20 protein-coding genes are annotated in these 26,983 nt (G+C 61.8%); 2 read left to right on the top strand and 18 right to left on the bottom strand.

Annotated features, from left to right (window positions below; all coding sequences use genetic code 11):
* The first annotated feature begins 247 nt into the window (after positions 1-247).
* Entirely contained in the window at positions 248-2,836 is a 2,589-nt protein-coding gene (locus J4862_RS00295; RefSeq protein ID WP_211788760.1) for a glycoside hydrolase family 2 protein, read from the top strand.
* 116 nt (positions 2,837-2,952) lie between these two features.
* Positions 2,953-5,199 carry a nitric-oxide reductase large subunit gene (locus J4862_RS00290; protein WP_211788759.1) on the top strand — a complete coding sequence of 749 codons (2,247 nt, stop codon included), beginning with the start codon at positions 2,953-2,955 and terminating at the stop codon, positions 5,197-5,199.
* 91 nt (positions 5,200-5,290) lie between these two features.
* Here J4862_RS00290 and J4862_RS00285 read toward each other — a convergent pair whose 3' ends face one another.
* The 18 genes from J4862_RS00285 to J4862_RS00200 form a co-directional block, all read right to left on the bottom strand.
* On the bottom strand, positions 5,291-6,031 hold the full coding sequence (locus J4862_RS00285; RefSeq protein ID WP_211788758.1) for an HAD family phosphatase: 741 nt from the start codon (positions 6,029-6,031) through the stop codon (positions 5,291-5,293).
* Positions 6,024-7,232, bottom strand: coding sequence for a dicarboxylate/amino acid:cation symporter (locus J4862_RS00280; protein ID WP_211788757.1), 1,209 nt, complete (start codon positions 7,230-7,232; stop codon positions 6,024-6,026). The genes J4862_RS00285 and J4862_RS00280 overlap by 8 nt, the downstream gene beginning before the upstream one ends.
* 170 nt (positions 7,233-7,402) lie before the next feature.
* Positions 7,403-9,205, bottom strand: a complete 1,803-nt coding sequence (typA, locus tag J4862_RS00275) for a translational GTPase TypA (RefSeq protein ID WP_211788756.1) — start codon at positions 9,203-9,205, stop codon at positions 7,403-7,405.
* A 218-nt stretch (positions 9,206-9,423) separates the two neighbouring features.
* Positions 9,424-11,517 (bottom strand): ATP-dependent DNA helicase RecG, encoded by a 2,094-nt coding sequence (gene recG, locus J4862_RS00270; protein ID WP_211788755.1) that lies wholly within the window; start codon positions 11,515-11,517, stop codon positions 9,424-9,426.
* Between the two features lie 24 nt (positions 11,518-11,541).
* Entirely contained in the window at positions 11,542-12,219 is a 678-nt protein-coding gene (locus J4862_RS00265) for a 2-C-methyl-D-erythritol 4-phosphate cytidylyltransferase (RefSeq protein WP_211788754.1), read from the bottom strand.
* Complete coding sequence (xseB, locus tag J4862_RS00260) at positions 12,212-12,430, bottom strand: exodeoxyribonuclease VII small subunit (RefSeq protein WP_211788753.1); 219 nt, start codon at positions 12,428-12,430, stop codon at positions 12,212-12,214. Before xseB ends, J4862_RS00265 begins: the two co-directional genes overlap by 8 nt.
* Positions 12,431-12,964: 534 nt before the next feature.
* Entirely contained in the window at positions 12,965-13,459 is a 495-nt protein-coding gene (locus tag J4862_RS00255; RefSeq protein ID WP_211788752.1) for a S24/S26 family peptidase, read from the bottom strand.
* On the bottom strand, positions 13,460-14,341 hold the full coding sequence (locus tag J4862_RS00250) for a hypothetical protein (RefSeq protein ID WP_211788751.1): 882 nt from the start codon (positions 14,339-14,341) through the stop codon (positions 13,460-13,462). It lies immediately after the preceding gene.
* A 16-nt stretch (positions 14,342-14,357) separates the two neighbouring features.
* A complete protein-coding gene (locus tag J4862_RS00245) occupies positions 14,358-15,338 on the bottom strand; it encodes a glycosyltransferase family 2 protein (protein WP_211788750.1) in 981 nt (326 codons plus the stop codon).
* Between the two features lie 30 nt (positions 15,339-15,368).
* Positions 15,369-17,774 carry a polysaccharide biosynthesis tyrosine autokinase gene (locus J4862_RS00240; RefSeq protein ID WP_211788749.1) on the bottom strand — a complete coding sequence of 802 codons (2,406 nt, stop codon included), beginning with the start codon at positions 17,772-17,774 and terminating at the stop codon, positions 15,369-15,371.
* A 6-nt stretch (positions 17,775-17,780) separates the two neighbouring features.
* Positions 17,781-18,704, bottom strand: a complete 924-nt coding sequence (locus J4862_RS00235; protein ID WP_211788748.1) for a polysaccharide biosynthesis/export family protein — start codon at positions 18,702-18,704, stop codon at positions 17,781-17,783.
* A 3-nt stretch (positions 18,705-18,707) separates the two neighbouring features.
* Entirely contained in the window at positions 18,708-19,304 is a 597-nt protein-coding gene (locus tag J4862_RS00230; RefSeq protein WP_211788747.1) for a sugar transferase, read from the bottom strand.
* 12 nt (positions 19,305-19,316) lie between these two features.
* Complete coding sequence (locus tag J4862_RS00225; protein ID WP_211788746.1) at positions 19,317-20,447, bottom strand: glycosyltransferase; 1,131 nt, start codon at positions 20,445-20,447, stop codon at positions 19,317-19,319.
* 146 nt (positions 20,448-20,593) lie between these two features.
* Complete coding sequence (gene ubiE / locus J4862_RS00220) at positions 20,594-21,325, bottom strand: bifunctional demethylmenaquinone methyltransferase/2-methoxy-6-polyprenyl-1,4-benzoquinol methylase UbiE (RefSeq protein ID WP_211788745.1); 732 nt, start codon at positions 21,323-21,325, stop codon at positions 20,594-20,596.
* Positions 21,326-21,354: 29 nt separating this feature from the next.
* Positions 21,355-23,754, bottom strand: a complete 2,400-nt coding sequence (locus tag J4862_RS00215; protein WP_211788744.1) for a serine protease — start codon at positions 23,752-23,754, stop codon at positions 21,355-21,357.
* A gap of 56 nt (positions 23,755-23,810) precedes the next feature.
* Complete coding sequence (locus tag J4862_RS00210) at positions 23,811-24,944, bottom strand: 4-phosphoerythronate dehydrogenase (protein ID WP_211788743.1); 1,134 nt, start codon at positions 24,942-24,944, stop codon at positions 23,811-23,813.
* 80 nt (positions 24,945-25,024) lie between these two features.
* On the bottom strand, positions 25,025-25,321 hold the full coding sequence (locus J4862_RS00205) for a DUF3467 domain-containing protein (RefSeq protein ID WP_211788742.1): 297 nt from the start codon (positions 25,319-25,321) through the stop codon (positions 25,025-25,027).
* A gap of 137 nt (positions 25,322-25,458) precedes the next feature.
* A complete protein-coding gene (locus tag J4862_RS00200; RefSeq protein WP_211788741.1) occupies positions 25,459-26,490 on the bottom strand; it encodes a PQQ-binding-like beta-propeller repeat protein in 1,032 nt (343 codons plus the stop codon).
* Between the last annotated feature and the right edge of the window lie 493 nt (positions 26,491-26,983).

The raw sequence follows: 26,983 nt of genomic DNA, 5'->3' as shown, positions 1-26,983 counted from the left end.
TATATTACTTCTCTCAGAATATTATATAACTTTTCTCCAAATATTATATAATTTTCTGCGGATTATTATATAATATTTCGCCGAAAGTTATATTACTTTTCTCCGATTCTTATATTACTTTGCTTGCCCACATCAGTCAGTTCGCTCGCTAAGGGTATTATGCGGGCTCGGGGACAGCAGGCCGTGAGCGCTCTGAGGGGCTTTGCTTACCTTTGTGCAGCAGGCGCCAGCAGCCTGCCTCAGCACTATGTACCGACTCATCCTTGGCCTCCTCCTATGCCTTATGTGTAGCCCTTGCAGCGACGCCGCAGCGCATGACTCCCTAGACCTCCACACGGGCTGGCAGCTCTATCACCCCAAGCTCCAGCGCTGGATCCCCGCCACCGTCCCCGGCGTCGTCCAGCAGGATCTCATCCGCCAAGGGCTGCTCCCCGACCCCGGCTACAGGACGAACGAGGATAGCGTGCAGTGGGTCAGCGAACTGGACTGGACCTACCGACTCCGCTTCGCCCTCTCGGCCCGCCAGCTCGCCCAGCCCTCTCAGCGCCTCTACTTCGGCGGCCTCGACACCTTCGCCGAGGTGTGGCTCAACGGGCAGCGCATCCTCACCAGCAGCAACATGTACCTCGAGCATGAGCTAGAGGTCAAGGGACTCTTGAGGCGGGACAACGTGCTGGAACTGCACTTCGCCTCCCCCACCCGAGCCGCGCTGCCGCGCTATGAGGCCTCGGGCATCAACTACCCCGCGGACAACGACCACGCACCCATACACCTCAGCGTCTTCACCCGCAAGGCTCCCTACCACTACGGCTGGGACTGGGGCGAGCGCCTGCTGACGCTAGGCCCTTGGCGGGCGGTGCAGCTTCGCCTCGGGGCTAAGGAGCACTTCGCAGGGCGTCCCTACCTGAGCTACCATCCCGAGGCGAAGGGGCGCGAGCTTCAGCTACGGCTCCGTCCCGAGGATATCGCCGCACCTGCGGACACGCACCTCAGCTACACGCTCCTCGATCCTCAGGGGCGCGAAGTCTATCGTCGGGAAGGACGGGTCACGGACTTCCTCCCCCAGGCGGGGCAGCCCTTCGCCCACAGCCTCCCTGATCCCCAGCTTTGGTGGCCACGCGGTATGGGGGAGCAGGCACGCTACACGATGCGCCTCGAGCTACGTCGCCGCGGCGAGCGGCAGCCGCTCGACAGCTACACCACACGCGTCGGGCTGCGCACGCTGGAGCTAAGGCGTGAGGCCGACAGTCTCGGGCGTAGCTTCACCTTCGTCGTCAATAGCGTCCCCTTCTTCGCCAAGGGTGCCAACTACATCCCAGGGACGCTCCTGCTACCCACACGGAGCGACGAGCAGCTGGTGCAGCTCTTCGAGGACATGCGTCGCAGCCACTTCAACATGCTGCGCGTCTGGGGCGGCGGCGTCTATGAGAGCGACCGCTTCTATGAGCTGGCCGACCGCTACGGCATCCTCATCTGGCAGGACTTCATGTTTGCCTGCACCCCTTACCCCGCCGACAGCACCTTCCTCGAGGAGGTGCGGCAGGAGGTCGTGCAGAACGTGCAGCGCCTCAGACAGCATCCCTCGATCGCCACCTGGTGCGGGAATAATGAGATCGCCGAGGCGCTGAAGTACTGGGGCTGGCAGCGCAAGTATCCCAAGGAGACCTTCGAGCGCTTCGAGCGCGACTATACCCGCCTCTTCCGCCAGCTCATCCCCGAGCTCCTCGGCGAGCATGATCCCCTACGCCCCTACATCGAGAGCAGCCCCGACACGGCGAACTGGGGGCGCCCCGAGAGCCTTGGCCTCGGCGAGAGTCACTACTGGGGCGTGTGGTACGGCCGCGAGCCCTTCGAGATCCTGCGCGAGCGTGTGCCGCGCTTCATGAGTGAGTTCGGCGTACAGTCCTTCCCCATGCCCTCCAGTATCCGCCGCTTCGCCCGCGAGGAGGACTACGACCTCGAGAGCCCCGTGATGCGCAGCCATCAGAAGAGCAGCATAGGCAACGACGTCATCCTCCACTACATCCGCCAGGAATACCCCGAGCCGCGGGACTTCGAGGACTTCGTCTACGCCTCCCAGGTCATGCAGGGGCGCGGCATCGCCCTCGGCATCAAGGCGCAGCGCGCCGCTGCCCCGCGCTGCATGGGCAGTCTCTACTGGCAGCTCAATGACGCTTGGCCCGCCATCTCTTGGTCGGGGATCGACTACTGGGGCGCGTGGAAGGGGCTGCAGTACCAGGCCGCCCGCGCCTTCGCCCCCTACACCATCCTCCCCAGCCGCGATGGGCAGCGCCTCTCCATCGTGTGGGACGAGCAGCCCGAGGGCGAGCGCCGTGTACACCTCGAGGCCGAGCGCTTTGCCTTCGACAGACCCGGAGCGACTGGCCGCCCTTGGTCGCGAGAGCTGACGCTCTCGGGGCGCAGCGGCGTCCTCGAGCTGGACGTCCCGCTGGAGGACTTCCTCCCCGATGAGGCCACGAAGCGCCAGCACGGCATCTACTACCGCCTCAGCACGGGCTCCGAGCTGCTCACCGAGGAGCTCTACTACGCCCTCCCGCCCAAGGAGCTGGAGCTCCCCACCTTCGCCCAGCCCGAGCGCTGCACCCTCGAGCGTGCTACAGACGGCAGCCACTACACGCTGCTGCTGCGCTCTGACCGGCTGCTCCGCGACGTCTATATCGACACGGGCAGCCCCGAGCTACAGCCCGAGGAGAACTTCCTCGACCTCCTACCGCAGCGCCAGTACCGCATCCGCATCCTGCCTCGCGCGGGTGCTGCGACGCCCCTTCCCCCGCCCCTCCCGCTCAAGCTCAAGGCCCTCAACCCGCAGCGCTAGCGGGCACTAGAGAGGACTTGCAGAAATTCGAGCATTCCTTTATTTTTGTAGCTACCTCCTCGGACTTACTAAGCGAGTCCTCCTAGGAGGCATCTCTCACCAATACCTCTATATATATGACACCAAAGAAACTGTGGTATGCATTAGCGGCAGTCCTTGTACTGTCCTTCGGCGTCCTAGGCTTCTTCGGAATGGAGATCTTCCGCACCATGCCGCCCTTTCCTACCAGGATCGTGACGACAGACGGTACGGTACTCTACGAAGGACAGGACATCAAGGACGGGCAAAACGTGTGGCAGTCCATCGGCGGCCAGACCGTCGGTAGCATCTGGGGACATGGAGCCTACATCGCTCCAGACTGGAATGCGGACTATCTACACCGTGAGTCTGAACTAATGCTCGAGAAGCTGGCCGCGCAAGACGGGCTAGAATACAGCACCCTTTCTGAAGCCGAACAGGCCAAGTACCAGGTGCTCCTACGCGAGGAACTCCGTCGGAATACCTACGACCCGAAGACCGGCATCATCACCTACACCCCGCTACGCGCAGCGGTAGCCAAGGAGGTAGGGCAGCACTACGCTAAGCTCTTCCTCGGCGACCAAAGCCCCGAGTACACCAAGCTCCGCACCGCCTACGCCCTGCGTGAGCACTCGATCGAGGACAGCGCACGTATGGAGCAGATGAACGCCTTCTTCGCCTGGTCCTCCTGGGTCTGCGTCACCAACCGCCCAGGGGATGACGTCAGCTACACCAACAACTGGCCTCATGACCCCACCATTGGCAATATCGCCCCGACCTCCCTACACCTATGGTCAGGCTTCAGCGTCCTGATCCTGCTCTTCGCCGTAGGGATACTCGTCTACTACTACGCGCAGGCTAAGGAAGACGAGGAAGGCCCCATCCCCAGCAGCGATCCCCTACGCGGGATGAAGCCCACGGCCTCGATGCGCGCCAGCCTCAAGTACTTCTGGATCGTCTCCGCGCTGATGCTCGTGCAGATGACGCTGGGGGCCATCACGGCCCACTACGGCGTGGAGGGGGATGCCCTCTTCGGCCTACCGATCCAGGACTTCCTCCCTCAGGCCGTCTCGCGCAGCTGGCACGTACAGCTCGCCATCCTGTGGATCGCGACCTCCTGGCTCGCTACAGGCCTCTATATCGCCCCTGCCGTATCGGGCACAGAGCCTAAGTATCAGGCCCTCGGCGTGAATGTCCTCTTCGGCGCCCTCGTCTTCGTCGTCGTAGGCTCGCTCATCGGTCAGTGGATGGGGGTCATGCAGAAGCTCGGCCTCATCGAGAACTTCTGGCTCGGCCATCAGGGCTACGAGTACGTCGAGCTGGGGCGCATCTGGCAGATCCTGCTGCTGGTCGGCCTCGTGCTATGGCTCTTCCTCATGATCCGCGCCCTTATCCCCGCGCTCAAGCGTAAGGATGAGAACCGCCACCTGCTGACGCTCTTCATCATTGCCTCGCTGGCGATCGCCTTCTTCTACGCCGCAGGGCTGATGTACGGCCGCCAGACCCACATGGCCATAGCGGAGTACTGGCGCTGGTGGGTCGTGCACCTCTGGGTAGAAGGCTTCTTCGAGGTCTTCGCTACGGTGGTGGCTGCCTTCCTCTTCTGCCGCCTGGGGCTGCTGCGCATCCAGTCGGCAACGACCTCGGTGCTCTTCTCTACGATCATCTTCCTCTCGGGAGGGATCCTCGGGACCTGCCACCACCTCTACTTCAGCGCTACGCCTACTGGGGTGCTTGCCCTCGGGGCGACCTTCAGCGCACTGGAGATCGTGCCCCTGGTACTCATCGGTATGGAGGCCTACCACAACTACCGCCTCTCCAAGGCTAGCCAGTGGCTCGAGGACTACAAGTGGCCGATCTACTGCTTCATCGCCATGTGCTTCTGGAACTTCCTCGGCGCAGGGATCTTCGGCTTCGCCATCAATCCTCCTATCGCGCTCTACTACCTGCAGGGGCTCAATACCACTGCGGTGCACGGGCACGCAGCGCTCTTCGGGGTCTATGGTATCCTAGGGATCGGACTGATGCTCTTCTGCCTGCGTGGGCTCTACCCCGACTACAAGTGGAACGATAAGCTCATCGGCACGGCCTTCTGGTCGATCAACATCGGGCTCTTCCTGATGGTGACCATCAGCGTACTGCCGATCGGGATCCTCCAGGCGCACGAGTCTATCACCAAGGCCTACTGGTCGGCACGCTCGGCAGACTTCCTACAGCAGGACTTCATGCAGGTGATCCGCTGGATGCGCATGCCAGGGGATATCCTGCTCGGCCTCGGCGAGGTACTGCTTGTCGTCTTCATCTTCGGCCTCCACTTCGGTTGGTCACGTAAGGAGAAGCGCTAGTCCCCTAGCGAGCAAGCAAAGGAAAGCCCCACATCACCTCAGGCTTAGGGAGGTGATGTGGGGCTTACTTTGTATCTACAGGAGGCGGGTGCTACTCCATCGTCCAGCGGCGGCGCAGCTCGGGTAGGGCCTCCGCCAGCGCCTTCATCGAGGGGAAGACAAGGTGCGCACCGCGATCGCTGAGGGCGCTATCGGGCAGCAGGCCCGTATTCACCGCTATGGTGAAGATGCCCGCAGCGACGGCGGCCTCTACGCCCATGGGTGCATTCTCCACCACCAGCGCCTCCTCAGGGGCAACCCCAGCCTTCTCCAGCCCCATCAGGTAGGGCTCGGGGAAGGGCTTGCCCTGCTTGACGTCCTTGCCCGTGACCATCAGCGGACGGGAGAAGACCCCAGGGAAGGCCGTCTCGAGACGTGAGAGCAGCGTGGGCTGGGAGGAGCCCGTGACGACGAGGCGCCCGAGGTCCGACACCGCTGCCAGCACCTCGGGGACACCCTCGAGGATACCGCCTCCGTCGTAGCGGACGAAGAGCTCGGTCTTCAGCTCATAGAGGTACTTGGTCTCCTCGGCACTGGGCTTGCGCCCCAGGCAACGCTCGTAGAGTAGCTGTATCGTATAGCTGCCCGTCTGCCCCTCGTACCAGTAGGCATCCTCGGGCTGCATCTCGAGGCCGACACTGTGAGCGGCCTCCACCCAGGAGCGGCTATGCGCGGGCATGGAGTCGAAGAGGACGCCGTCCATATCGAAGAGGACGGCACGGAGTGCAGGCAGCGCGGCCGTGAGGCCACGCTCCTGACGGTAGCGCGCGAGCGCAAGCGAATATCTATCCATCTATACTGTCTGTAGTCGGGCCTGCCGCAGGCGCCTCACTGGGCGTCGCGATCAGGCGATCAATGACGAGGGCTATAGCTCCGTCGCCCGTGACATTGCAGGCCGTGCCGAAGCTGTCCATCGTGATGTAGAGTGAGATCATCAGGGCCTGCTGCTCCGCCGTGAAGCCCAGCACCGAGGCCAGCACCGCCAGCGCGGCCATGATCGCCCCGCCAGGGACGCCAGGGGCGGCGACCATCGTGATCCCCAGCAGCAGGATGAACTGCGTGAAAAGCCCGAGGTCGTAGGCCCCGCCGCTCACCAGGATCAGGGCCAAGGCACAGGAGACGATCTTGAGCATGCTGCCCGAGAGGTGGATGGTAGCGCAGAGCGGGATGACGAAGGCACTGATGCCCTCACTGACGCCATTGCGTCGCGCCCCGGCCAGCGTCACGGGGATGGTCGCTGCCGAGGAGGAGGTCCCGAGGGCGGTGAAGTAGGCAGGCATCATCGTCAGGAGGAGCTTCAGCGGGTTGCGCCGCGTCACGAGCCCCGCCACCGTGTACTGCAGGAGCAGCAGCCCGATATGCAGGACGAAGATCACGCCTATGATCTTGATGAAGACCAACAGCACGCCCAGCACCTTGCCGCTGGAGGCCATGTCGAGGAAGATACCGAAGATGTACAGCGGCAGGAGCGGCACAATGACCGTCTCGATGACCTTAGTGACCACCTCCTTCATATCCACGATGAGGCCGCGCAGCGTCGGCACCGAGAGGTGTGCGCTCGCCAGTCCCAGGACGAAGGCCAGCACCAGCGCGGTCATCACGCCCATGACGGGTGGCAGCTCGAGGCTGAAGTAGGGCTGCAGTCCCTCGGCAGGCGCTGCGATCGCTGAAGTCTCTGCCCCCTCGATGAGCCGCGGGAAGATGCTCACACCCGTAAAGTAAGCCAGGTAGCCCGAGAAGATCGTCGAGCCGTAGGCGATAGCTACCGTCAGGAGGAGCATACGTCCCGCCTGATGGCCGATGCTGCCGATGGCCTCGGCCACCAGCGCCAGGATGATCAGCGGGATGATGAAGTCAAGGAAGTGGGCGAAGAGCCCATTGAGGGTGAGGAAGAAGCGCACAAAGGCCTCAGGCACGAAGCCTCCGAGGCTAATCCCCAGGACGAGCGCCAGCAGGATGCGGGGCAGGAGTCCTATACGTAGTCGTGATAGCATAGTGTAGTAGTAGCGAGGAGTTGCTGAGCGGACTAAGTGATAGGACAAATTTAGGCTTTTCGCCTCAATCGCAAGGCAGCGGGGCCTGCCAGTCGGGAGCACCCTCTTGGGGGCGCATCCTGCTGGCAGGCCCCGCTAGCTGTAGCGGCAGAGGCTAGCGCTGGGGGCGGCTAGCCGCGGCTCTGGCGCTTGCGCTCCGTCTCGTCGAGGATGATCTTACGCATACGCATCGAGTGCGGCGTGATCTCCACGTACTCGTCGGGGCGGATGTACTCCAGCGCATCCTCGAGGCTGAAGACGACGGGCGGCGCCAGCGAGACCTTGTCGTCGCTGCCAGAGGCACGCATATTCGTCAGCTTCTTGCTCTTGCATACGTTCACCGCGAGGTCGCCCTCCTTGGTGTGCTCGCCTACGACCTGACCGGCGTAGACCTCCTCCTGCGGGGAGATGAAGAAGCGGCCACGGCTCTGGAGGTTGTTGAGGGCGTAGGCATAGGCCGTACCCGTCTCCAGGGCGATGATGGAGCCGTTGCTGCGGCGCTCGATGTCGCCCTTCCAGGGCTGGTACTCGAGGAAGCGGTGGGCCATGACGGCCTCCCCTGCCGAAGCGGTGAGGACGTAGTTGTTGAGCCCAATGATACCGCGCGAGGGGATGGTGAACTCGAGGAAGGTGCGGCCGTTCTTGTTGTCCATCATCGTCATCTCGCCCTTGCGACGGGTGACGACGTCGATGATCTTGCTGGCGTACTCCTCGGGGAGGTTGACCGTGAGGTGCTCGACGGGCTCGTGCTTGACGCCGTCGATCTCGTGGATGATCACCTGGGGCTGCCCTACCTGCAGCTCGTAGCCCTCACGGCGCATCGTCTCGATGAGGACGGAGAGGTGCAGCACACCACGCCCGTAGACGATCCAGCTATCGGCCGTCTCGGCGGGCTCGACGCGCAGCGCAAGGTTCTTGTCCAGCTCCTTCATCAGGCGGTCGTGGATGTGGCGCGAGGTGACGAACTTACCCTCCTTGCCGTAGAAGGGCGAGTTATTGATCGTGAAGAGCATGCTCATCGTGGGCTCGTCCACCGCGATGGTATCCAGCGGCTCGGGCGTGGAGACGTCGGTGAGCGTCTCACCGATCTCGAAGCCCTCAATCCCAATGAGCGCACAGATGTCGCCCGAGGAGACGCTCTCGACCTTGGCACGGCCGAGGCCCTCGAAGATATTGACCTCCTTGATGCGCATCTTCGCTACCGAGCCATCGCGCTTGCAGAGGGCGACGTCCTGCCCCTCGCGGAAGGTACCGCGGTGCACGCGCCCCACGGCGATACGCCCCACGTAGCTCGAGTAGTCGAGCGAGGTGATGAGCATCTGTGCGGGACCCTCGATCTGCTTGGGCGCGGGGATCTGCTCGATGATGGTATCGAGGAGGATGGAGATGTCCTCCGTGGGGGTCTTGTAGTCCTTGCTCATCCAGCCCTGCTTGGCCGAGCCATAGATGGTCTCGAAGTCCAGCTGCTCCTCGCTCGCGTTGAGGCTAAACATCAGGTCGAAGACCATGTCCTGCACCTCCTCGGGACGGCAGTTGGGCTTGTCCACCTTGTTGATGACGACGATGGGCTTGAGCCCCATCTCGATGGCCTTCTGCAGGACGAAGCGCGTCTGCGGCATGGGGCCCTCGAAGGCGTCGACGAGCAGCAGACAGCCATCGGCGAGGTTGAGCACGCGCTCTACCTCACCGCCGAAGTCGGCGTGCCCAGGCGTGTCGATGATGTTGATCTTGACGTCCTTGTAGCGTATGCTTACGTTCTTGGAGAGGATGGTGATCCCGCGCTCCCGCTCGAGATCATTATTATCTAGGTAGGTGTCTACTTCGGCAGCCTTATCATCTCTGAAGAGCTTACCGGCGAGTAGCATCTTATCTACGAGCGTCGTCTTACCGTGGTCGACGTGCGCGATAATCGCTACGTTGCGAATGTCCTGCATCTGTTCTTAATGTCTTCTTATATACGGCTGCAAAGGTAGTTAAAATCTGTGCAGTGCTCACCCCAAGGACGCGGATTCGGTCTCGGGAAGTAGCGTCCAGGGCAGCTCATCCCCCTCGTGGAGGGGCGGGGATGTGGGCTGCGAAGGGCCTTGGCTAAGGTCATCTAAGGGCGGGAAAGAGGGAGGAGCAAGCGAGCGCGGCACGCGGGGCAAGGGCGCTAGGAGATCTGGCTCCAGCTCGGGCGCTCGCGGAAGAGCTCGTCTAGACGCCGACGCAGCGGAGCGTGCTCGGGCTGGCTCAGCTCGGGGTCAGCCTCTAGGATGCGCTCGGCTAGCTCCCGCGTGTACTGCACCATAGCGCCATCGGTGGCGGGATTGGCGATACGCAGGCTCAGCAGCTGACCGCTCTGCCGCGTGCCGTCGATCTCCCCGAAGCCGCGGAAGCGCATATCGGCCTCCGCGATCTCGAAGCCATCGTTGGTCTCCACCATCAGCTGCAGGCGACGCTGCGCCTCCTCGCCGAGCTTGCTGCCCGTGACGAGGATGCAATAGCTCTGACTCGCCCCACGGCCTACGCGCCCGCGGAGCTGATGGAGCTGCGCCAGCCCGAAGCGATTGGCCCCCTCGATGACCATCACGGAGGCATTGGGCACGTTGACCCCGACCTCGATGACGGTCGTCGCCAGGAGGATCTGCGCCTCTCCCGAGACGAAGCGCTGCATCTGGGCATCCTTCTCCTCGGGCTTCATCTTGCCATGCACCATCACCACCTCGAGCTCGGGGAAGCGCTCGCGATAGCGCATCATCCCCTCCTGCAGCGCGCGCAGCTCGGACTGCTCCTGCTCCTCGATCATGGGGAAGACGACATAGGCCTGCCGCCCCTCGGCGATCTGCTGCTCGAGGAAGCGGTAGACGCGGAAGAGCTCGCCCTCACTGACGTGGTAGGTCTGTATCGGCTTGCGCCCCGGGGGCAGCTCGTCGATGACGGAGATATCGAGGTCGCCGTAGAGGGTCATGGCCAGCGTCCGCGGGATGGGCGTGGCGCTCATGGTGAGGATATGGGGGTACCAGGAGGCGTTCTTCGCCCACAGCCCCGAGCGCTGCACGACGCCGAAGCGGTGCTGCTCGTCGATGATGCAGAGGGCTAGGGAGTGGAAGTGTACGCTGGGCTCGATGAGGGCATGCGTCCCGACGAGGATGGGCAGCTCACCCGAGGCCAGAGCTGCGTGCAGACGGGTGCGCTCGCGGCGGCGTGTGCTGCCGATGAGGAGCCCGACCTCTAGCCCCAAGGGCTCGAGCAGCTCCGCCAGCGAGGCGTGGTGCTGACGCGCGAGGATCTCGGTCGGCGCCATCAGGCAGGCTTGGTGGCCGTTGTCCACCGCCAGGAGCATCGCGAAGAGGGCGACCAGCGTCTTGCCGCTACCCACATCGCCCTGCACGAGGCGGTTCATCTGCCGCCCCGAGACAACGTCGGCCTGGATCTCTCTGAGGACGCGCTTCTGCGCCTCCGTAAGGTCAAAGGGTAGGCTCGCGTAGAGGCTACGGAAGTGCTCGCCGACGCGCGGCAGCAGGAGCCCAGGGCTAGTCTTCTTACGCTCGAGCTTCATCCCCAGCAGGCGTAGCTGGATGAAGAGGAGTTCGTCGAACTTCAGCCGCCTGCGTGCTGCCTCCAGCAGCTCCTTCGTCTCGGGGAAGTGGATCTGCTCCAGCGCCTCGGCGTAGGGCATGAGCTGGGCGCTCCTCAGGAGCGAGGTGGGCAGGGGCTCGGTGAGCTGTCCGCGCAGCAGCTCCTTGAGCGTGTAGAGCAGCTGGCGCATCTGTCGGCTCGCCAGCCCGACGCGCCTCACAGCCTCCGTGAGGGGATAGACAGGCATGAGCCCCGAGCCTACAGCCTGCTCCTTCTCCGCATCATCCAGCTCGGGATGCGTGATGCTGTAGCCGCCCGCGAAGGCTACGGGCTTGCCAAAGACGAGGAACATACGCCCCTCGGGATAGAGCCTGCGGATGGTCGCCAGCGAACGGAACCACGTCAGCTCGATCGTCCCCGTGCCGTCGGTGAAGTAGGCCACGAGGCGCTTCTTGCGCCCCTCCCCCAGCTCCTTGTAGTCACGGATGTAGCCGCGCAGCTGGATACTCGGGAGCTCGCCGCGCAGCTCGCGGATCTGGTAGGTGCGCGAGCGGTCGACGTACTTGGTGGGGAAGTAGAGCAGGAGGTCCTGGTAGGTATAGAGCCCCAGCTCCGAGGCCAGCACGGCGGCTCGCTTCGGCCCTACACCAGGCAGGTAGGTCAGCGCAGTCTCGAGGAGGGACATCGTGGGGCGGGCTTAGGGGTGGGCTTATTCCTTCAGGAGGAGCTCGGCGAGCTTGAGGTCCAGCGGCTGGGTGAGCTTGATATTGCGCGCCTCACCAGGCACTAGCTCGGGGGCTGCGAAGCCCGCCGCCTCCCAGACGGAGGCGTCATCGGTGAAGCTCGGGCGGTAGGGCTGACGGTAGGCGGCGTGCAGCTGGCGCAGCTGGAAGGTCTGCGGCGTCTGTACGGCGACGTAGTCGGCACGGTCGACAGCGCGGCTGCTCCCCTCCTGCAGCTGGCGTAGGCTGTCGGTGACGGGGAGGGCAGGCAGGGCTGCGCCAGCGCGTGCTGCGGCCTCGAAGCAAGCCTCGATGAGCCCAGCGCTCAGCAGCGGGCGTACCCCGTCATGCACTGCCACCAGCCCTTCCTCGGGCAGGAGGCCGAGGCCTGCCGAGACAGAAAGGAAACGCGTCTCGCCGCCCGCGGTCACCTCGTGCGGGAGGGTGAAGCGATGCTGCGCGCAGAGCTCTGCCCAGTAGCCGCGCTGCTCCTCGGGAAGTACGAGGATGAGGCGCTCCACCAGCGGGGCGAAGCGCTCCAGCGTGTGCATCAGGACGGGTCGCCCCCCTAAAGGGAGGAACTGCTTGGGCAGCGCTGCGCCCATGCGTAGGCCACTGCCGCCTGCCACGAGTAGGGCATAGCGCCCCTCATGAGGGCTAGCCATGGGCCTCCTCATTATCCTCGCTGAGCTGCGCCATGAGGCTCGTCAGCTGCTTATCGGCCTCGGTGAGCTTGCGGCGGCAGTACTTCGAGAGCTGCACCGCCTCCTCTACGAGCTTGGTGAGCTCATCGACATCGGGGCTGTCCTGCTCTATGTAGCGGACGATCTGCTCGAGGCGCGCTGTGGCCTCCTTATAGCTTAGGGTCTCCTTCATACCTTGTCTTATCTAGATAGTGCAAAGATACAGGGATTTGGCACAAGAGCCACCGCCGAGACAAGCGCGAAGTCGGGCGAAGGCAGCACCTGCCCCCCGCGCAGCTATCCGCACACCTAGAGACGTCTTGCCCCCGAAGCAGCCCAGTAAAGCCCCCCACTTCACTCAGCCACGGGCCTTAGACGGAGAAGTAAGGCGCCCCTCCTGCGGGAGCGTCCCTGAGGGATATCCCTCGGCCCTCTGAGGGATATCCCCCGCGAGGCAGACGGACGTCCCTCACGGCGCTGACGGATATCCCTCACCTACCCTCCCCCTTAGCCGAGACAGCCCCACAGCATGTACCCCAGCTTCGCCGAAGGAGATCGAGGCTTCGCAGCTCCTTGGCTTATCCCTAAGATAAAGAGCGACACCAAACGTAGCACAAGGAGCCCACTCCCGAGGCCAAAAGCTGCTCGGGGCGGGCTCCGCTCGCGAAACAAAAAAGGCTACCGCACCCCTATTGGTGCGGTAGCCTTCGCAGTGGGATAGGCTTAGCTAGCAGCCCCAGCGCAGCAGCGTGCGGCGATAGACGAAGAGCAGGGCGCGGCGCAAGAAGGGCATACTCGGCCACAGATACTCGGCACACCACCAGAGACAGCTGCCCTGGGTAATGAGGAAGCGGCCACGACGCACGCAGGTAGCCTCCGCTAGGATCTGACGCGGGATGCAGGCCTCGCGCTGATAGGGGTTGCCATCACCGCGGAGGATGATGCGTCCGCCTGGGTAGATGGTCTCGATACGATGAATAGCGTAGCCACGCGAGATACGTGCCAGGACAACGCGCCCGGGCTGGATGGACTCCTCGGTCAGCGGCGAGAGCGTGATCGCATCCCGCTGGCTGCGGATGAAGGGGAGCATACTGCGCCCCTTGGCGATAATATCCACCCGATAGCCCTCAGCTATACGGCTCAGGACATCATCGAAGGCATCCTCCAGCGTGATGCGCGACGGTGCTCCCCGCCGCGTACTAGGTCTACGCTCGTCGTTCATCTAGTCTTCGAGTAAGGGACGTGTGCAGGAGACCGCCTCCTCGTCGGGACGGCAGTCGAGGCGATAGACGGGGATGCGCTCCAGGACATCGGCCACGGTGTTGAAGATCGCCAAGTGGCGCACCTTGTCCGAGTGCAGGAAGGCCGAGGACGAGTAGAGGGAGTCGAAGCTAGCACGCCCGTGCAGCTTCGTCAGCTTGTTCTCGGGCGACTGGTGGAGATGGACAAAGGCCACGACCTCGGCCGACTCATTGCGGTAGCAAGGTGTGCTACCACTCCAGGGGCAGCCATAGACACGGACGGAGCCGTCATCCTCCACACGCACCATAGGCTCGTCGTCATTGAGCAGCTCGGCACCGGGTACATAGCGGCGCCACAGACGGCTGTGCGTACTCTTGCCCGTACCGCTGACCCCGAGGAAGAGGAGCGCGCGGCCTCGTAGCACCGTCACCGAGGCATGCACCTTGAGCATACGATGCGGAGCGATGGCCGCGGCATAGCCGATGAGCAGAAGCCGATTGAGGTGCTCTGCCGAGGAGAGGTCATCCATCTGTACGTCGGACTGCAGCTCGCGCCAGTCCTCCCCTATGAGCATGCTCTGCGACTGGCGGAAGATCTGCAGCTCTAGGATCAGCCGCTCCCCCGTCGTGCGATAGACGCGGGCATGGGTGGCTTCGCTGGGCTTGTCCTCTAGGAGGTCAAGGCGCTTGTATCCACTGAGGTCCACATCGCCCGTGAAGGTAAAGAGCGGCCGCTGCCCCTCAGGCAGCGCATCGACACGGAAGGGCTCATAGTTCGGCAGGAGCGCTCGCGTGGCCTGGGCTGAGGATGTGTTGAGGACGATATACTCTTTGGCTATGCAATAGATGAGTTGCTCGTACATGGGCAGAGTGGAGGGACTAACTATATTGAGGTGTAGGGAGGAGTCGCTTGATCCCGAGGAAGAGGCGAGGAGCTCTGAGGAAGAGCTGATTCCTCAGCCGTATGCCCCAGCCTCCTGGGGCAAGGGGCTCTCCTCGCAGGGAGCGTGTATAGGGCAGCAGCAGAGCCAGCAGGCCAGGCTGCTCGGAGCGATGGCGGTCGGCCCAGAGGACAAAGATGATGAGCCGTCTGAGGAGGAGCTCATTGACCAGCGGGCGGTAGGGCGAATCACGATCGATGAGCCGATCGCGGAGCTCTAGGACGTTCTCGAAGAGGTGGCAAAGGCGCCCATCCCAGCGCTCAGTGGAGCTACCCGAGCGCATGACGCGGTAGTGGTAGCCACAGCTCGGGAGGTAGGCGTAGGCCGTACTCCTCATGAGCACCTCCAGCACGAAGGGGGTATCCTCGAAGATCCGCCCCTCGGGGAAGCGTAGGTCAGAGGCCACAGAGCTGCGGTAGACCTTCCCCCAGGGCATACCGGAGACCTCTGCCGACAGGGCGAGGCTACGCACGGCCTCGAGCGAGGTATAGCGTAGTGAGCTGTGGAGCTGCGGCTGGCACCGTCCGTCGGGATACTCCTCGACGAAGCCAAACTCTACCAGCCCGAGCTCAGGCTCGGACTCCAGCAGAGCGACTGCCTCCTCGAGCACGTCGGGACTGAGGTAATCATCTCCGTCAACAAAGGTGAAGTAGGGGCTGCGGACGAGCTCGAGGGCTCGGTTGCGTGCCGCTGACTGCCCCGCATTGGGCTGGTGTAGGACCTTGAGCCGAGACTCCTCAGCGACCCAGGCCTCTAGGAGCTCGCCCGTCGCATCAGTCGAGCCGTCATCGACCACGATGATCTCGAGGTCGGTGAGGCTCTGCTGACGGATGGACTGGATGCACTGCTCGAGCCAAGGGGCGACGTTGTACGCCGGTACGATGACCGTGAGCCGAGGCTGAGGTGCAGAAGGGATCATAAGCTCGGAGGCAGGCTTAGTAGCACAAGGCTACTTCACCTTGAAGCCTAGGCGGTGCATGATGCGCTGACGCAGAGTACGCTTCTTGTGACCATAGCCGTAGCCATAGCCGTAGCCGTAGCCATAACCGTAGCCATAGCCGTAACCATAGCCGTGGCCACTGCCCTGAGCATCGTTGAGGATGATGGCCATATTGGTCAGCACCTGATCATCGTAGATACGCTGCAGGTCAGGCATAGCGCGGCGGTCAAACTTACCAGCACGCAGCACGAAGAGCGTGAGGTCAGCGACACGGTTGGCGATAGCAGCATCGGCGACGCTACCGAAGGGCACGTTGTCGTAGAGGACGTAGTCGAACTGCTCGGTCAGCATCTCAGCCAGGTCATCGAAGCGCTGGTGCAGGAGCAGCTCGGTAGGATTGGGCGGTACGGCACCAGAGACGATGACAGCGAGCTCGGGATGTGCGGGATCCTTGCGCAGGATGTCGCTGAGCTTCATCTGCGGATTGGCGAGGAACTCACTGACGCCAGCGCCACGGAGGCCGAGACGGCGGGAGATCGTCCCCTTACGCAGGTCAAGGTCGACGAGCACCACGCGCTTACCCGAGGCCATGAGCGTGAGGGCAAGGTTGTAGGACACGTAGCTCTTACCCGCGGACTCACCGAAGGAGGTGAAGATGATGCGCTTGGGGCTATTGTCATTGGTCCCGATCATGAAGCGGAGGTTCTCACGCAGGACGCGGAAGGCTTCGCTCACACTATCGGTACCCTGAGCACTGACGACACGGCCGAGCCCTTCCTTGCTCTTCTCTGCACGGGGCACGTCCCCGAGGAAGGGGATCGTGACGCGGTCCATTATATCCTTACGCGTGTGGATCTTGGTGTCGACCACAAGGCGGATGATCAAGAAGATGCTAGGCACGACGAGCCCCAGCAGGAAGGCGATCATGAAGGTGCGGAAGTTATTCGGGCTGACGGGGCCAGAGGGAGCGTCGTCCATATCGAGGACATAGGCGCTATCCTGGGTCATGGCCTGGCGCAGGGCATACTCCTCGCGCTTGTTGAGCAGCTCGGTGTAGAGGCGCTCACGGATGGCCAGGCGGCGCTCGATCTCAGCCTTCTCACGGCCCTTGCTCGAGACGTCGGGGAGGGCACCGGCGAGGGTAGACTGCTGCCCGTTGGAGTTCTGCAGACGTACGCGGAGGACCGAGGCATAGCGGTTGAGCGCCTCGATGGTGGCGGCACGCTGCTCCTTGAGGGCCTGGTCGTAGTTGGTGATGACGGGGTTAGCGACGCTACCACCAGAGGCCTCGACGAGCTTGTTGCGCTGCAGCTGCAGCTGGTTGTACTGAGCGATGAGTTCGTCCAGACCAGGGGCATTGATACCGATATTCAGCGGCATGAAGTCATTGGCCTTGGAGGGACTGCTGAGCTGCGAGAGCATGAAGGAGACGAGCTTGAGCTGCGTCTCGAGTTCGTAGGCCTCGACTTCTGTCTCAGCCGAACGAGCATTGTAGCGCATCACCTTACCATCGTAGTCGATGGTACGGGTCTTGACCATGAAGTGCTCCATGTCCTCCTCGACGATCCCGAGTTCTTCGCTGAGGGCAGCGATACGCTCGTTGACGAAGTCTGCGGTATTCTTAGAGATCTGGTTGCGCACCTCTTCGTCCTCACGGTTGTAGGCAGCGACCTGCGCCAGGAGGATATCGAGGGCCTTGCGCTTGGAGCGGTCCTGGAGCGTGATACTCAGTGTCGAAGAGCGTTCCAGAGGCTGTGAGACAACGACAGCATGCTGGTAGTAGCGTACGGTGTTGCTGAAGGACATGCGGTCAACCTTGATCTCCTTGTGGTCCCAGGGGCTATTGAAGTTGGAGCGGGGCTCGACGATGAACTGCTCCTTGCCAAGGCGTACAGGGACATTGAGGGGCACCTTCTGTACCTGATCGCTCCCCACACGGCGGATGCCTACATGCCCAGCGTCTTGGTAGGTCACTTCCCAGGAGGAGGTATTGTCCAGGCTGTCGAGGAAGCGCATCGAGAAGGGAGCACGATCGTAGAGCTCTACGGAGCGCAGACCCTCATTGACACGATACAGGACATTGGCATTGACCGTATGCACTGCGCGCTCGAGGATGCTGCGGGAGGAGAACTGGAGCTTCTCGTTCTCCATGTTGAGGCGCGAGGTATTGCGCATCACGCGCACCATATCCGCATCCAGCATCGTACGCTGCGAGGCCTCACGGATCAGTACCTGGATGGAGGACTGATAGGTGTAGGGCATGCGTGCATTGCGGTACATGCTAAGGATACAGAAGGCCGCGATACTGACGATGTAGATGGGCCAGTAGCGAAGCAGGTAGAAGAAGACGTCAATCAGGTTGAAGTCCATCCCCTGCGCCTTGTTGGCAGAGGCTGAAGAGTCGTGGGTGGCCATAGATCCTTACTTCTTGAAGAATGTGACGATAGCCAGCAGGGAGACGAGCGAGGAGACGATCGTCGAGGTGTAGGTCAGCACCTGTGAGGTGCGCTGCTCAGAGTCACGACGGTACTTGTACTCGGCGTAGACGATGTCGTTCTGGCGTAGAATGAAGGCTGGAGATTCGAAGAGGCCGCTGGAGAGCAGGTTCACACGATAGATGACATAGCCCTTGGGCTCCTTGCGAATGATGTTGAGGCGCTCATAGTTGGCCTGCTCCATCAGACCGCCTGCCTGAGCGACGAGCTCTAGGATATTGGTCTGAGGATCATCTAGGTGGAAGACCCCCTTATTGGGGAACTCGTTGTTATTGAATCGATCCTTATCATGAACACCAAGCGCCCCGAGGAGGTAGACTCGGAGGTTATCGAAGGTCGTCGTGACGTGGGCATCCATCAGGTACTTCTCCGAGACGAGGCGCGTACGCAGGTACTCACTCACCTGATCGAGCGTCATCCCCGTGACCTTGACCGAGCCGAGCAGGGGGAACTGGATGCAGCCCTCTGCATCTACGAGGTAGGCGATCTGGGCCGCAGGCGAAGGGGTGGGCGTGACACCCTCGGGGAAGTTGACCGTGGGGAACTGGCTGACGTTACTCACTGGGGCCGTTATACGCTTCCCTGATGGCGTCTTCGCCGTCGTGGTGGTCTGCTGAGGCGGGTTGAAGGGGATGGTCAGCTCGGGATTGCGGATGCTGCTGACCAGGATGCTGAGCTTGTCTCCCTTCTGTATGGTCAGCCCCATGTCGTACTTGACGCCATAGGTCTTGGCGACCTCCATGTCGCGAAGGTAGTTGGTGCGATAGACCTGGTCGCAGGAGGTAGCGAGGAGGAGCACTGAGGCCAGGAGCCCCACACGCCAGGAGCGTAGAGATTTATTCAGATTCATGTGCTAGAATTTCTTGCCGAAGATGATGGACTGGGAGGTCAGGAAGATGATCTTGATGTCGGTCCAGAGGGAGTAGTTCTCTAGGTACTTGATATCTAGGTCGAGGCGACGGAGCATCTTCTCCAGGGTGTCGGTATAGCCGTTGTAGAGCGTCGCGAAGGAGAAGAGCCCTGGGCGGAGCGCATAGAGACGCTCGTAGTCGGGACGCACAGCGCTGATCTGGTCGATGAAGTACTGACGCTCGGGGCGAGGGCCGACGAAGGACATATCCCCCTTGATGACGTTCCACAGCTGGGGGAATTCGTCCAGGTGATGAGCGCGGATGAAGGCGCCGATCTTCGTCAGACGGGGATCCTGCTCCTGATAGAGCTGAGGAGCATTGTCCTTCTCCGCATCCATATACATGGAGCGGAACTTATAGAGCTTGAAGGGACGACCCTTATAGCCTACACGCTCCTGGGTGTAGATGACATCCCCATCGGGCTCCTCGCGTCGTATCAGGATCGCGATGACGAGCATCACGGGCGAGAAGAGGACCAGAGAGACGAGTGCTAGGGTGAAGTCGAAGGTTCGTTTGAGGCAACGTTCGATACAGTTCATTGAGCGTCTTTGTTATTTCCTATGATCAGTTTGGGCTAGTAGGTCGGTGTATATCTCGATGAGGCGATTGATCATCTCCACCTTGGTGAAGACGTCGTAGTAGCGCTGGCGGGCGCCACGGCTACAGAGCTGCCAGGTGTCGGGGTTCTCACAGATCTCTCGGATGGCCTTAGCCATGGCAGGGGCGTCCTCGACGGGGACATTCAGCCCAAAGACACCGTGAGCATTGACCCAAGAGACCCCCGACTCGGGGATCTCGGTGGCGACGATGGGGCGGCCTAGGCTCATGGCCTCGACCTGGACGATGGCATAGGCCTCGGTCTTCATCGTCGAGCTGAGGCAGAAGAGGTCACAGGCACCAAAGTAGACGGGCTTCATAGCGCTGGGGACATAGCCAAGGATCTCGACGCGCTGCTCGAGACCGAGCTCCCTCACCAGCGCCTCGAGCTCCGCACGCAGTGGGCCATCGCCGCCAATCCAGAGGATGTACTCCTCGGGCAGCAGGGCCATCGCTTGGATCAAGTGATGGTAGCCCTTGTAGGGGACGAGGCGCCCCATGTTGTAGACGATCTTCTTGCCTGGATAGCGGCTACGCAGCTCCTTCACCTCATCGGAGAGCCAGGGCGTGGGGTCAGTACCAATGGGGAGGTAGGAGGTCTTGTGCTGCACCTTCTTCAGGAAGGGCGACTCCTCCACATAGACTGGCGTGGTGCCGAGGATGAGGTCGGAGCGCTTGATGAGCCAGTTCTGCAGAGGCTTGAAGAAGCGCAGCAGGGTCTTCTGCTTGAGGATATCGCTATGCCAATGTAGGACCACACGTCCCTTATAGCCCGAGAGGAATAAGGCGAGGGTCGCCATCGGGTCGGGGTGGTGGATATGGATGATGTCGTACTCGTGACAGATCTTCCTAAGACGGACGATCATCATCGGGGAGATCATCGTGGCTGCGACCTTGAGTAGGGAGGGGGCGCACATGATACGCGACTCCTCACCAAGGATGATATCACCCACGTGGCCATCGTGTGCAGCACAGAGCATATCACTCGGATAGCCACGCTCGGCGAGGCCCTCGGTGAAGATCTCCATCACACACTCGACCCCGCCTTTGATCGGGTAAAACTTACCTAATTGCAATACCTTCATATCCCTGCAAGCCTTGAAGACATACGCAGCTGTGCTCCCCTACGGCAGTGCTCGGCACTTAGGGCTGTAGCACAGCCACTTTCGCTTGTAAAGATAGTTAATAATCTTCAATTTCCGTTTCCGCGCGGCCGCGCTTTACCCTCACCCTAGTCCGCATTGATCCCTATGTATATGGTGCAGGCACCGGGGAAGATGCTGTGGTAGAATGCCTCACGGAAGCCTGCCACACGCAGGATCTCCGTCATCTGCTCGCGCTGCGGGACGGCGGCGATGCTCTTGGGCAGGTAGGTATAGGCACTCTTGTCCCCTGTCAACAATCGCCCGAGCATAGGGATCACCGTACGTGTGTAGAGGCTGTAGCCAAGGTGAAGGAAGCGGTTGGTAGGCTCACTTAGCTCGATGATCACCAGCACACCCGAGGGGCGCAGGAGGCGGTGAAGCTCGCGGGCAGCGGCAGGGATATCGGTGAAGTTGCGTATGCCGAAGCCTATCGTAGCTGCGTCGAAGCTCGCCGTCTCCAGATCCGTCGCCGTGGAGTCCTGACGACTGAAGCTGATCTGCTGGCTGAGCCCGAGGCTGGCGACCTTACTAGCCCCGACACGCATCATCTCCTCCGAGATGTCGATCCCGAGGACCTCTCGCACACTGGGGACATGCTTCAGCAGCTCGATGGCGAGGTCGCCCGTCCCCGTGGCTACGTCCAGGACGCGCTTGGGGGCATAGGGTGCCAGCATGTCGAGGGCCTTGCGCCGCCACGAGCGATCGAGGCCTAGCGAGATGATGCGGTTGAGGAGGTCGTACTTGGGGGCAATGTTATTGAACATCTTGCGCACCTGCTCGACCTTCGGGGTCTGATTATCGTTGTAGGGTGTGACCATACAATACTATTAGGATGAGAAGTGGGGGCTTAGGGCTGGGTGAAGTAGAGGCTGAGTCGCTCCTGGGAGCCCGAGCTGTGGTGTAGGGTGAAGACCGCCAGATAGTTCCCCTGGGGGAGCTGTACGGGGTAGCTCTGACGGCGGCTCATGAAGGGGCGCTCGTCCCGCTGGATCAGTTCGCCGAGGAGGCTGTAGACGCGCAGCTCGACGCTAGTGTAGCGGGTGAAGTCGCCCTCGAGGAAGAGCTGCTGCCCATAGGCGTAGCAGCGGGTCGGCTCCTCGGCCTGCGTACTGCTGCGCCCTAGGCGTATGGGCTGCGCGGTCTCCACCAGGAGGTCGATCCAGTAGGCACCGTTGGGGAGGCTGAGGTTACGCTGCCAGCGACCATCGAAGCCCTTGATCCAGGCGGTCCAGTCGGTCTCGCTCCGCGCTCCCGAATAGCTCAGCAGCGGCAGCCCGAGGCTATCGCCCGAGGCCGAGCGCAGCGAGAGGAGGTAGTCGCCTGCAGGCAGGCTCAGTTCCTCGGGGCTGGGATTGGGGAAGAAGTCCTCGATGCTATCGAGACGCGTGGCGCGCCTGAGATCTTGGAAGGCGCCCTTGTCCGTATCATAGGCGACGTAGGCTCCCATACGCGTGGAGGCAAACTGGCTGATAGGCTGGGCGATGCCGCCACTGCGCTCCAGCTGACTGAGGCTGAGGGCTACCTGCGGCAGCTGGGTCTTGGCCAGCTGGCGGGTGCTGCGGAAGACGACATAGGCCCCCAGGATACGTAGGCGCTGCTCCGCGGGGAGGGAGAAGACATTCCCGAGCTCGAGGGTCGAGCGCTGCGGGCTGTAGGTATCGGTGGGAAGGAGGCGCTGCTGGTCGGGCGTAGCAGGGTCGGGGTAGAAGAGGCTCAGGCGCTGCACGAAGCGCGTACCGAGGGGATCGTAGCCCGCGCAGGTAGTCGCTCCACTACCCGTAGGGTCGAGATGTGGCGCTAGTCCCCCTAGCCGATCCATGCTCCCTCGGGGGAGCGTCCAGCTACGCGCCAGCGCCCAGTAGTAGTCGTCATAGGGGCTGTCGCAGGTCGAGCCTCCACCCGAGAGGGCCCCGATGATGAAGCCCGAGCCGTCGAAAAGCGGCGAACCCGAGGAGCCTGCGGCCGTCGTCCCCGTAGCCCAGCTATGGACGTGCCAGTGCTTGCCCCACCAGGCACGCCCACCTGCCCCGCTGATATCATAGTCCTCGATGCTGAGTGAGCGGTCGTTGGCCTCATTGTAGCGCTTGGTGCTGCTGGCGGGATGATGGATGGCAAAGTAAGGGAGTGTGGGCTGCTCGGTACGATCCCAGCCCGCGAAGTAGGGGTTGTAGGCGGCAGGGATGGGGAGGCTGGTGCCGTCGCTGGCCTTAGGCAGGCCCTCGATGCGCAGGAGGCACATATCCGAGTCCTCATTGTAGGCCACGAGGCTCGCTCCGCTCAGCGTCTGCTCCTCGGCAGGACGAATATAGCCCGCACGCTGGGGACTCTGGTAGCCGAAGAAGAAGACCGTCGTGGCAGCACGCGCACGCACCTTCGCCAGATCGGTCACGCTGTAGAGGCTATTGATGCAGTGCGCCGAGGTCAGCACGTAGGGCGTGCCGTCGGAGCGGGTATTATTGATGAGCGCTGCCGAGGAGGCCTGCGTCCCCCCGACGATGATCTGCAGCGTGCTGCGCGTCTGAGCCCAGCGCTGGGGATAGGCCAGCACGTTGGGGGCGCAGAGCAGGCCCTTGATGCCTCGCTGCCCGCCGAGGTCGTAGAGCGGCTCGCCTGGGTGTGCCGTGTCGAAGTCGTCATCCTCGGGATGCCAGGTGCGGAAGCCATGGTAGACGGCGGCGATGCGGAAGGGGAGCTCCTCCCCGCGCGGCGTATAGCCCTCGGGGAAGTCGTAGCGCAGCGTCAGGCTGGCGCCCTCCAGCGGGCGTAGCTGCAGGAGGCTGTCGGGCGAATTGTTCTGCTCCGTCAGCGCCCCGATGCGCGTCCCATCCGCCGCCGTGACGTAGAGCTGTCCGCCGTGAGGCAGGGCGAAGTGCGAGAGTCGCAGGCCTACATTACGCGCTCCCGTCGAGCGGATCACTGCCTGCCAGCTGTAGTTGCCCGCCCCATCGGTGAGGTACTGCCCGAGGCGCTCCGCCCCGAGCTCCAGCGGGCGCTCGATAGCAAAGGTATAGACGCGTGCCATCTGTCCGCGCCCCAGCGCCTCAGTATAGGCACTGGCAGGCAGCGGAGGCAGGACGAGGCGCTCGGTGCTCGGGCCTACGCTACGGCTACGACGCGCCGAGGGCTCTGCCTGAGTGGCAGGCTGTAGGATGCCGCTTCGCGGCTGCAGCGGGAGGGTGTACTGAGCCTGAGCCTGCTGCACCAGGAGGAGCAGTAGAGCGAGGAGGGTAAGGCAGCGCCTAGGCATGGTCGTCTGGGTGGGGAACTAAAGTAATTATCAATCTGCGCCCTACAAAGATACGGCTAGTCCTGGACTCTGAAGCCGAGTCGCTCCAGCGCCGCCCGCTCCTCGGGGCGCACCCCACGAAGGGTATAGGCGGAGGCCTCCCGAGGGAAGACGTAGTCGTGGCGGATCTCGGCGAAGCGCTCGGGCTCAGCCTGCAGGAGGCGGCTACAGCTGCGCGGGTCGGCGCTGTGGAGCTGCGCCCTCAGGATGCGCTCGCCCTCGGGGAGGCTATTGAGGTCGAGGACGGGCTCCTCGGGCTGAGGCAGCACAGAGCTATCCCAGAGTCCTCGAGGCTCGGGGAGCTCGAGCACCTCACAGACTGCCGCCAGCGCCATGCGTGAGCCACGCCACTTACCGTCGGCCGTCCAGCCTGCCACGTGGGGCGTAGCGATGAAGGCACGGCGTGCTAGCTCGGGCGAGATCTCGGGCTCGCCCTCCCAGCAGTCGAGGATCAGGTCACGGAGCTGCCCCGACTCCAGTCCGCGCAGCAGCTGAGCCGTGGGGGCGACCCCACCCCGACAAGCATTGATGAGTAGCGGGCGGCGGGAGCAGTGCTCTAGGAAGCCTTCGTCCACCATCCCCGCCGTCGCATAGCGCCCCGCACGGATCAGGGGCACATGCAGCGTGACGATATCGCTCTGCTCCAGCAGCGCCTCCAGCGGGAGGAAGCCTTCCCCACCCTCACGCTCGGCACGGGGAGGGTCACAGAGCAGCACACGGAGGCCAAGAGCCGAAGCACGCTCGGCGAGGCGCCCCCCGACATGCCCCACCCCTACGATACCGAGGGTAAGCCCCTCGAGGTCGACACCTCGCTCCAGCGACCAGGCCGCCAGCGAGGAGAGGACGTACTGCACTACCCCACCCGCATTGCAGCCTGGGGCATTGCGCCAGGCGATGCCCGCGGCATCACACCAGGGGCCATCGATATGGTCGTAGCCCGCCGTCGCGGTGGCGATCATACGCACGTGGCTCCCCGAGAGGAGGGCCGCGTCGCAGTGCACGACGCTGCGGATCAGCAGGGCATCCGCCTGGGCTACGCGCTCGGGGCTAAAGTCCCGGCTAGCGAGCGTAGTGACCTCACCCACCTCACGGGCGAGGTCCTCTAGATAGGGCAGGCTACTATCTAGGATGAGCTGAGGGATATGCTTCATCTTCTCTTATATATAGGTAGAGCTACCCCCACGAGGGAGTAGCTCTAGTTATCTACCTACGGTGAGGCAGAGCGTGGGGCTTAGTTGGCCTCCCCAGCCTCGAGGCTATCCTCGGGCAGCTCGATCGTGCCGAGCTCGCGCTCATAGCCTTCGAGGAAGTTCGCCAGCTGACGATGCAGACGCTTGGCATTAGCAGGCGTGAGGATCTGACGGCTGTGTACACGTGCCGTCTGGACGCCTGGGAGCAGGCGCACGAAGTCAAAGACGAATTCTCCCTGCGTGGGGTTGAGCAGGACGAGGTTGCTGTACTCGCCCTGGGCGATCTCTTCGGGTAGCTCGATGTTGAACTGTGGGGCTTCCGCTTGCTGCTGTGCCATAGTGCTTATCTTATTCTTAGTGTGATGCCAGCCCCCTGACCTTGGGGTGCTTGCTTAAGTCAAAGGTAACAAATCCCCCGCGTCCCCGCAAGAAGCCCCGCTACCTCAGCCGCACAGATCAAGCCCTCTACTATGCCTCACTCCTCCTCGTCTAGCTCCAAGACATGGATGTCGCTATGATCAAGCTCGGTCTGAATCTCTACGTAGAGCTGTCCATCGTGTACGCCGATGCTCGATATTCGGTTAAGATTCCCTGGTGTGTAATCAATCTTAACCTCTGGAAGCATCTCGTGCGTACGTAAGTCGATAGCCCCAACGTAGAAGTAATAGTTGAGTGTTCCATAGAAAAGATAGTCCTTGTAGACCGTCGTTACATAGGTGCTGGTGTTATAGCCTGGGAACGTATACGTTTGAAAAGCTCCAGTCCGTACGTCTAGCTCTGCAAGCTGGTGATTATCTCCACGCTCATATCCATCCTCCCAAAGTGAAGAGCGGAAGAATACTAGTTTGTCGTTTCCATATTTCTGGTACTCTCTTGCAGCATCATTCTCCCACAATACCTTCCCTGATGGCACCTCTACGCACAGCACCCGACTCGTTCCCTTAGTCCCTAGCTCCCAAAACCAGACAATAATCACTTTATCCTCATAGGGGTAAACTTGGCTGATATAAGCATCAGGATGGTCTAATTCCCAAAGCACTGCACCAGTAGCGAGCTCGATGAGCTGACAACCACCTTCCTTCGGTCCTCCTAAGGTGCCCCATAGGAGAGCATAGTCCCCAAACTGCTCGATGAGCCTATAGGGATATGATCTAGTCCATAACACCTCCCCATTTTGAATGTGTCTATAGACGTGATCGTCTGTTGCTTCATCCCATTTGTTCATTATGTAGAAATGGGGGAGTTCGCCTATCTTCGGATATCCTACAGTTTCATCTACTTGTAGCTGTAGCTTGATCCCACTCGAAGTAATCTCGTAGATGTCTCCATTAGGAAGCATCGCAGCAAATACTCCTCCTCGCAAGCCATCCCGAAGAAAAAGCTCCTTCTTCGAGATTTCAACCCCATTCAGTTCTGTGCTTTCTCCACGAAACCACATAATGCCTAGAGGACTATTCCGTATGTATCCAGCTCCTTTTATGACCGCTTGTACTTCTTTTATCTTCATAATCTATCTTACTACAAATACCTTATCCAACAAGGGTAAGCCCTATCCATTCAACGCTCTGTAGCCCGTCCACCTACAGATGGGATAGCAGCTTTGCTTCGCCTCGGCCTCGACAAGGCGAAGGCGCTACAGTGCCCGCCGCTTGGCTCGGGCTGCGAAGACGACACGAAGCCCAGCCATTAGGAGGCGAATGTAACGAGACTTCCAAGCCTTCCTTCAGCCGCTTCATTCCCTTAGACTAGGCCAAGGCCGAAGGAAGTCGCTGGTCTTTGCTGGCGCGGTCGAAGGACTTCGCAAGGGCGCTTGAGGCAGGCCCGAGACGAAGTCCCTAATCTTCCTCCCAAAAGTAACTAATCTTTTCAGAAAAAGTGGCTAATCTTTTGCGCAAAAGATTAGCCACTTTTTCTTGATTCATAAGGTACTTTCCGAAGCCGCCTTAGAGACTTCGCTCGGAAGGCTTACTTAGCTTGCCCACCAAGTCCCTCACCCGCCC

This window comes from Porphyromonas sp. oral taxon 275, from assembly GCF_018127745.1.
Lineage (GTDB): Bacteria > Bacteroidota > Bacteroidia > Bacteroidales > Porphyromonadaceae > Porphyromonas.
This window is presented reverse-complemented; position numbering and strand designations above follow the sequence as displayed.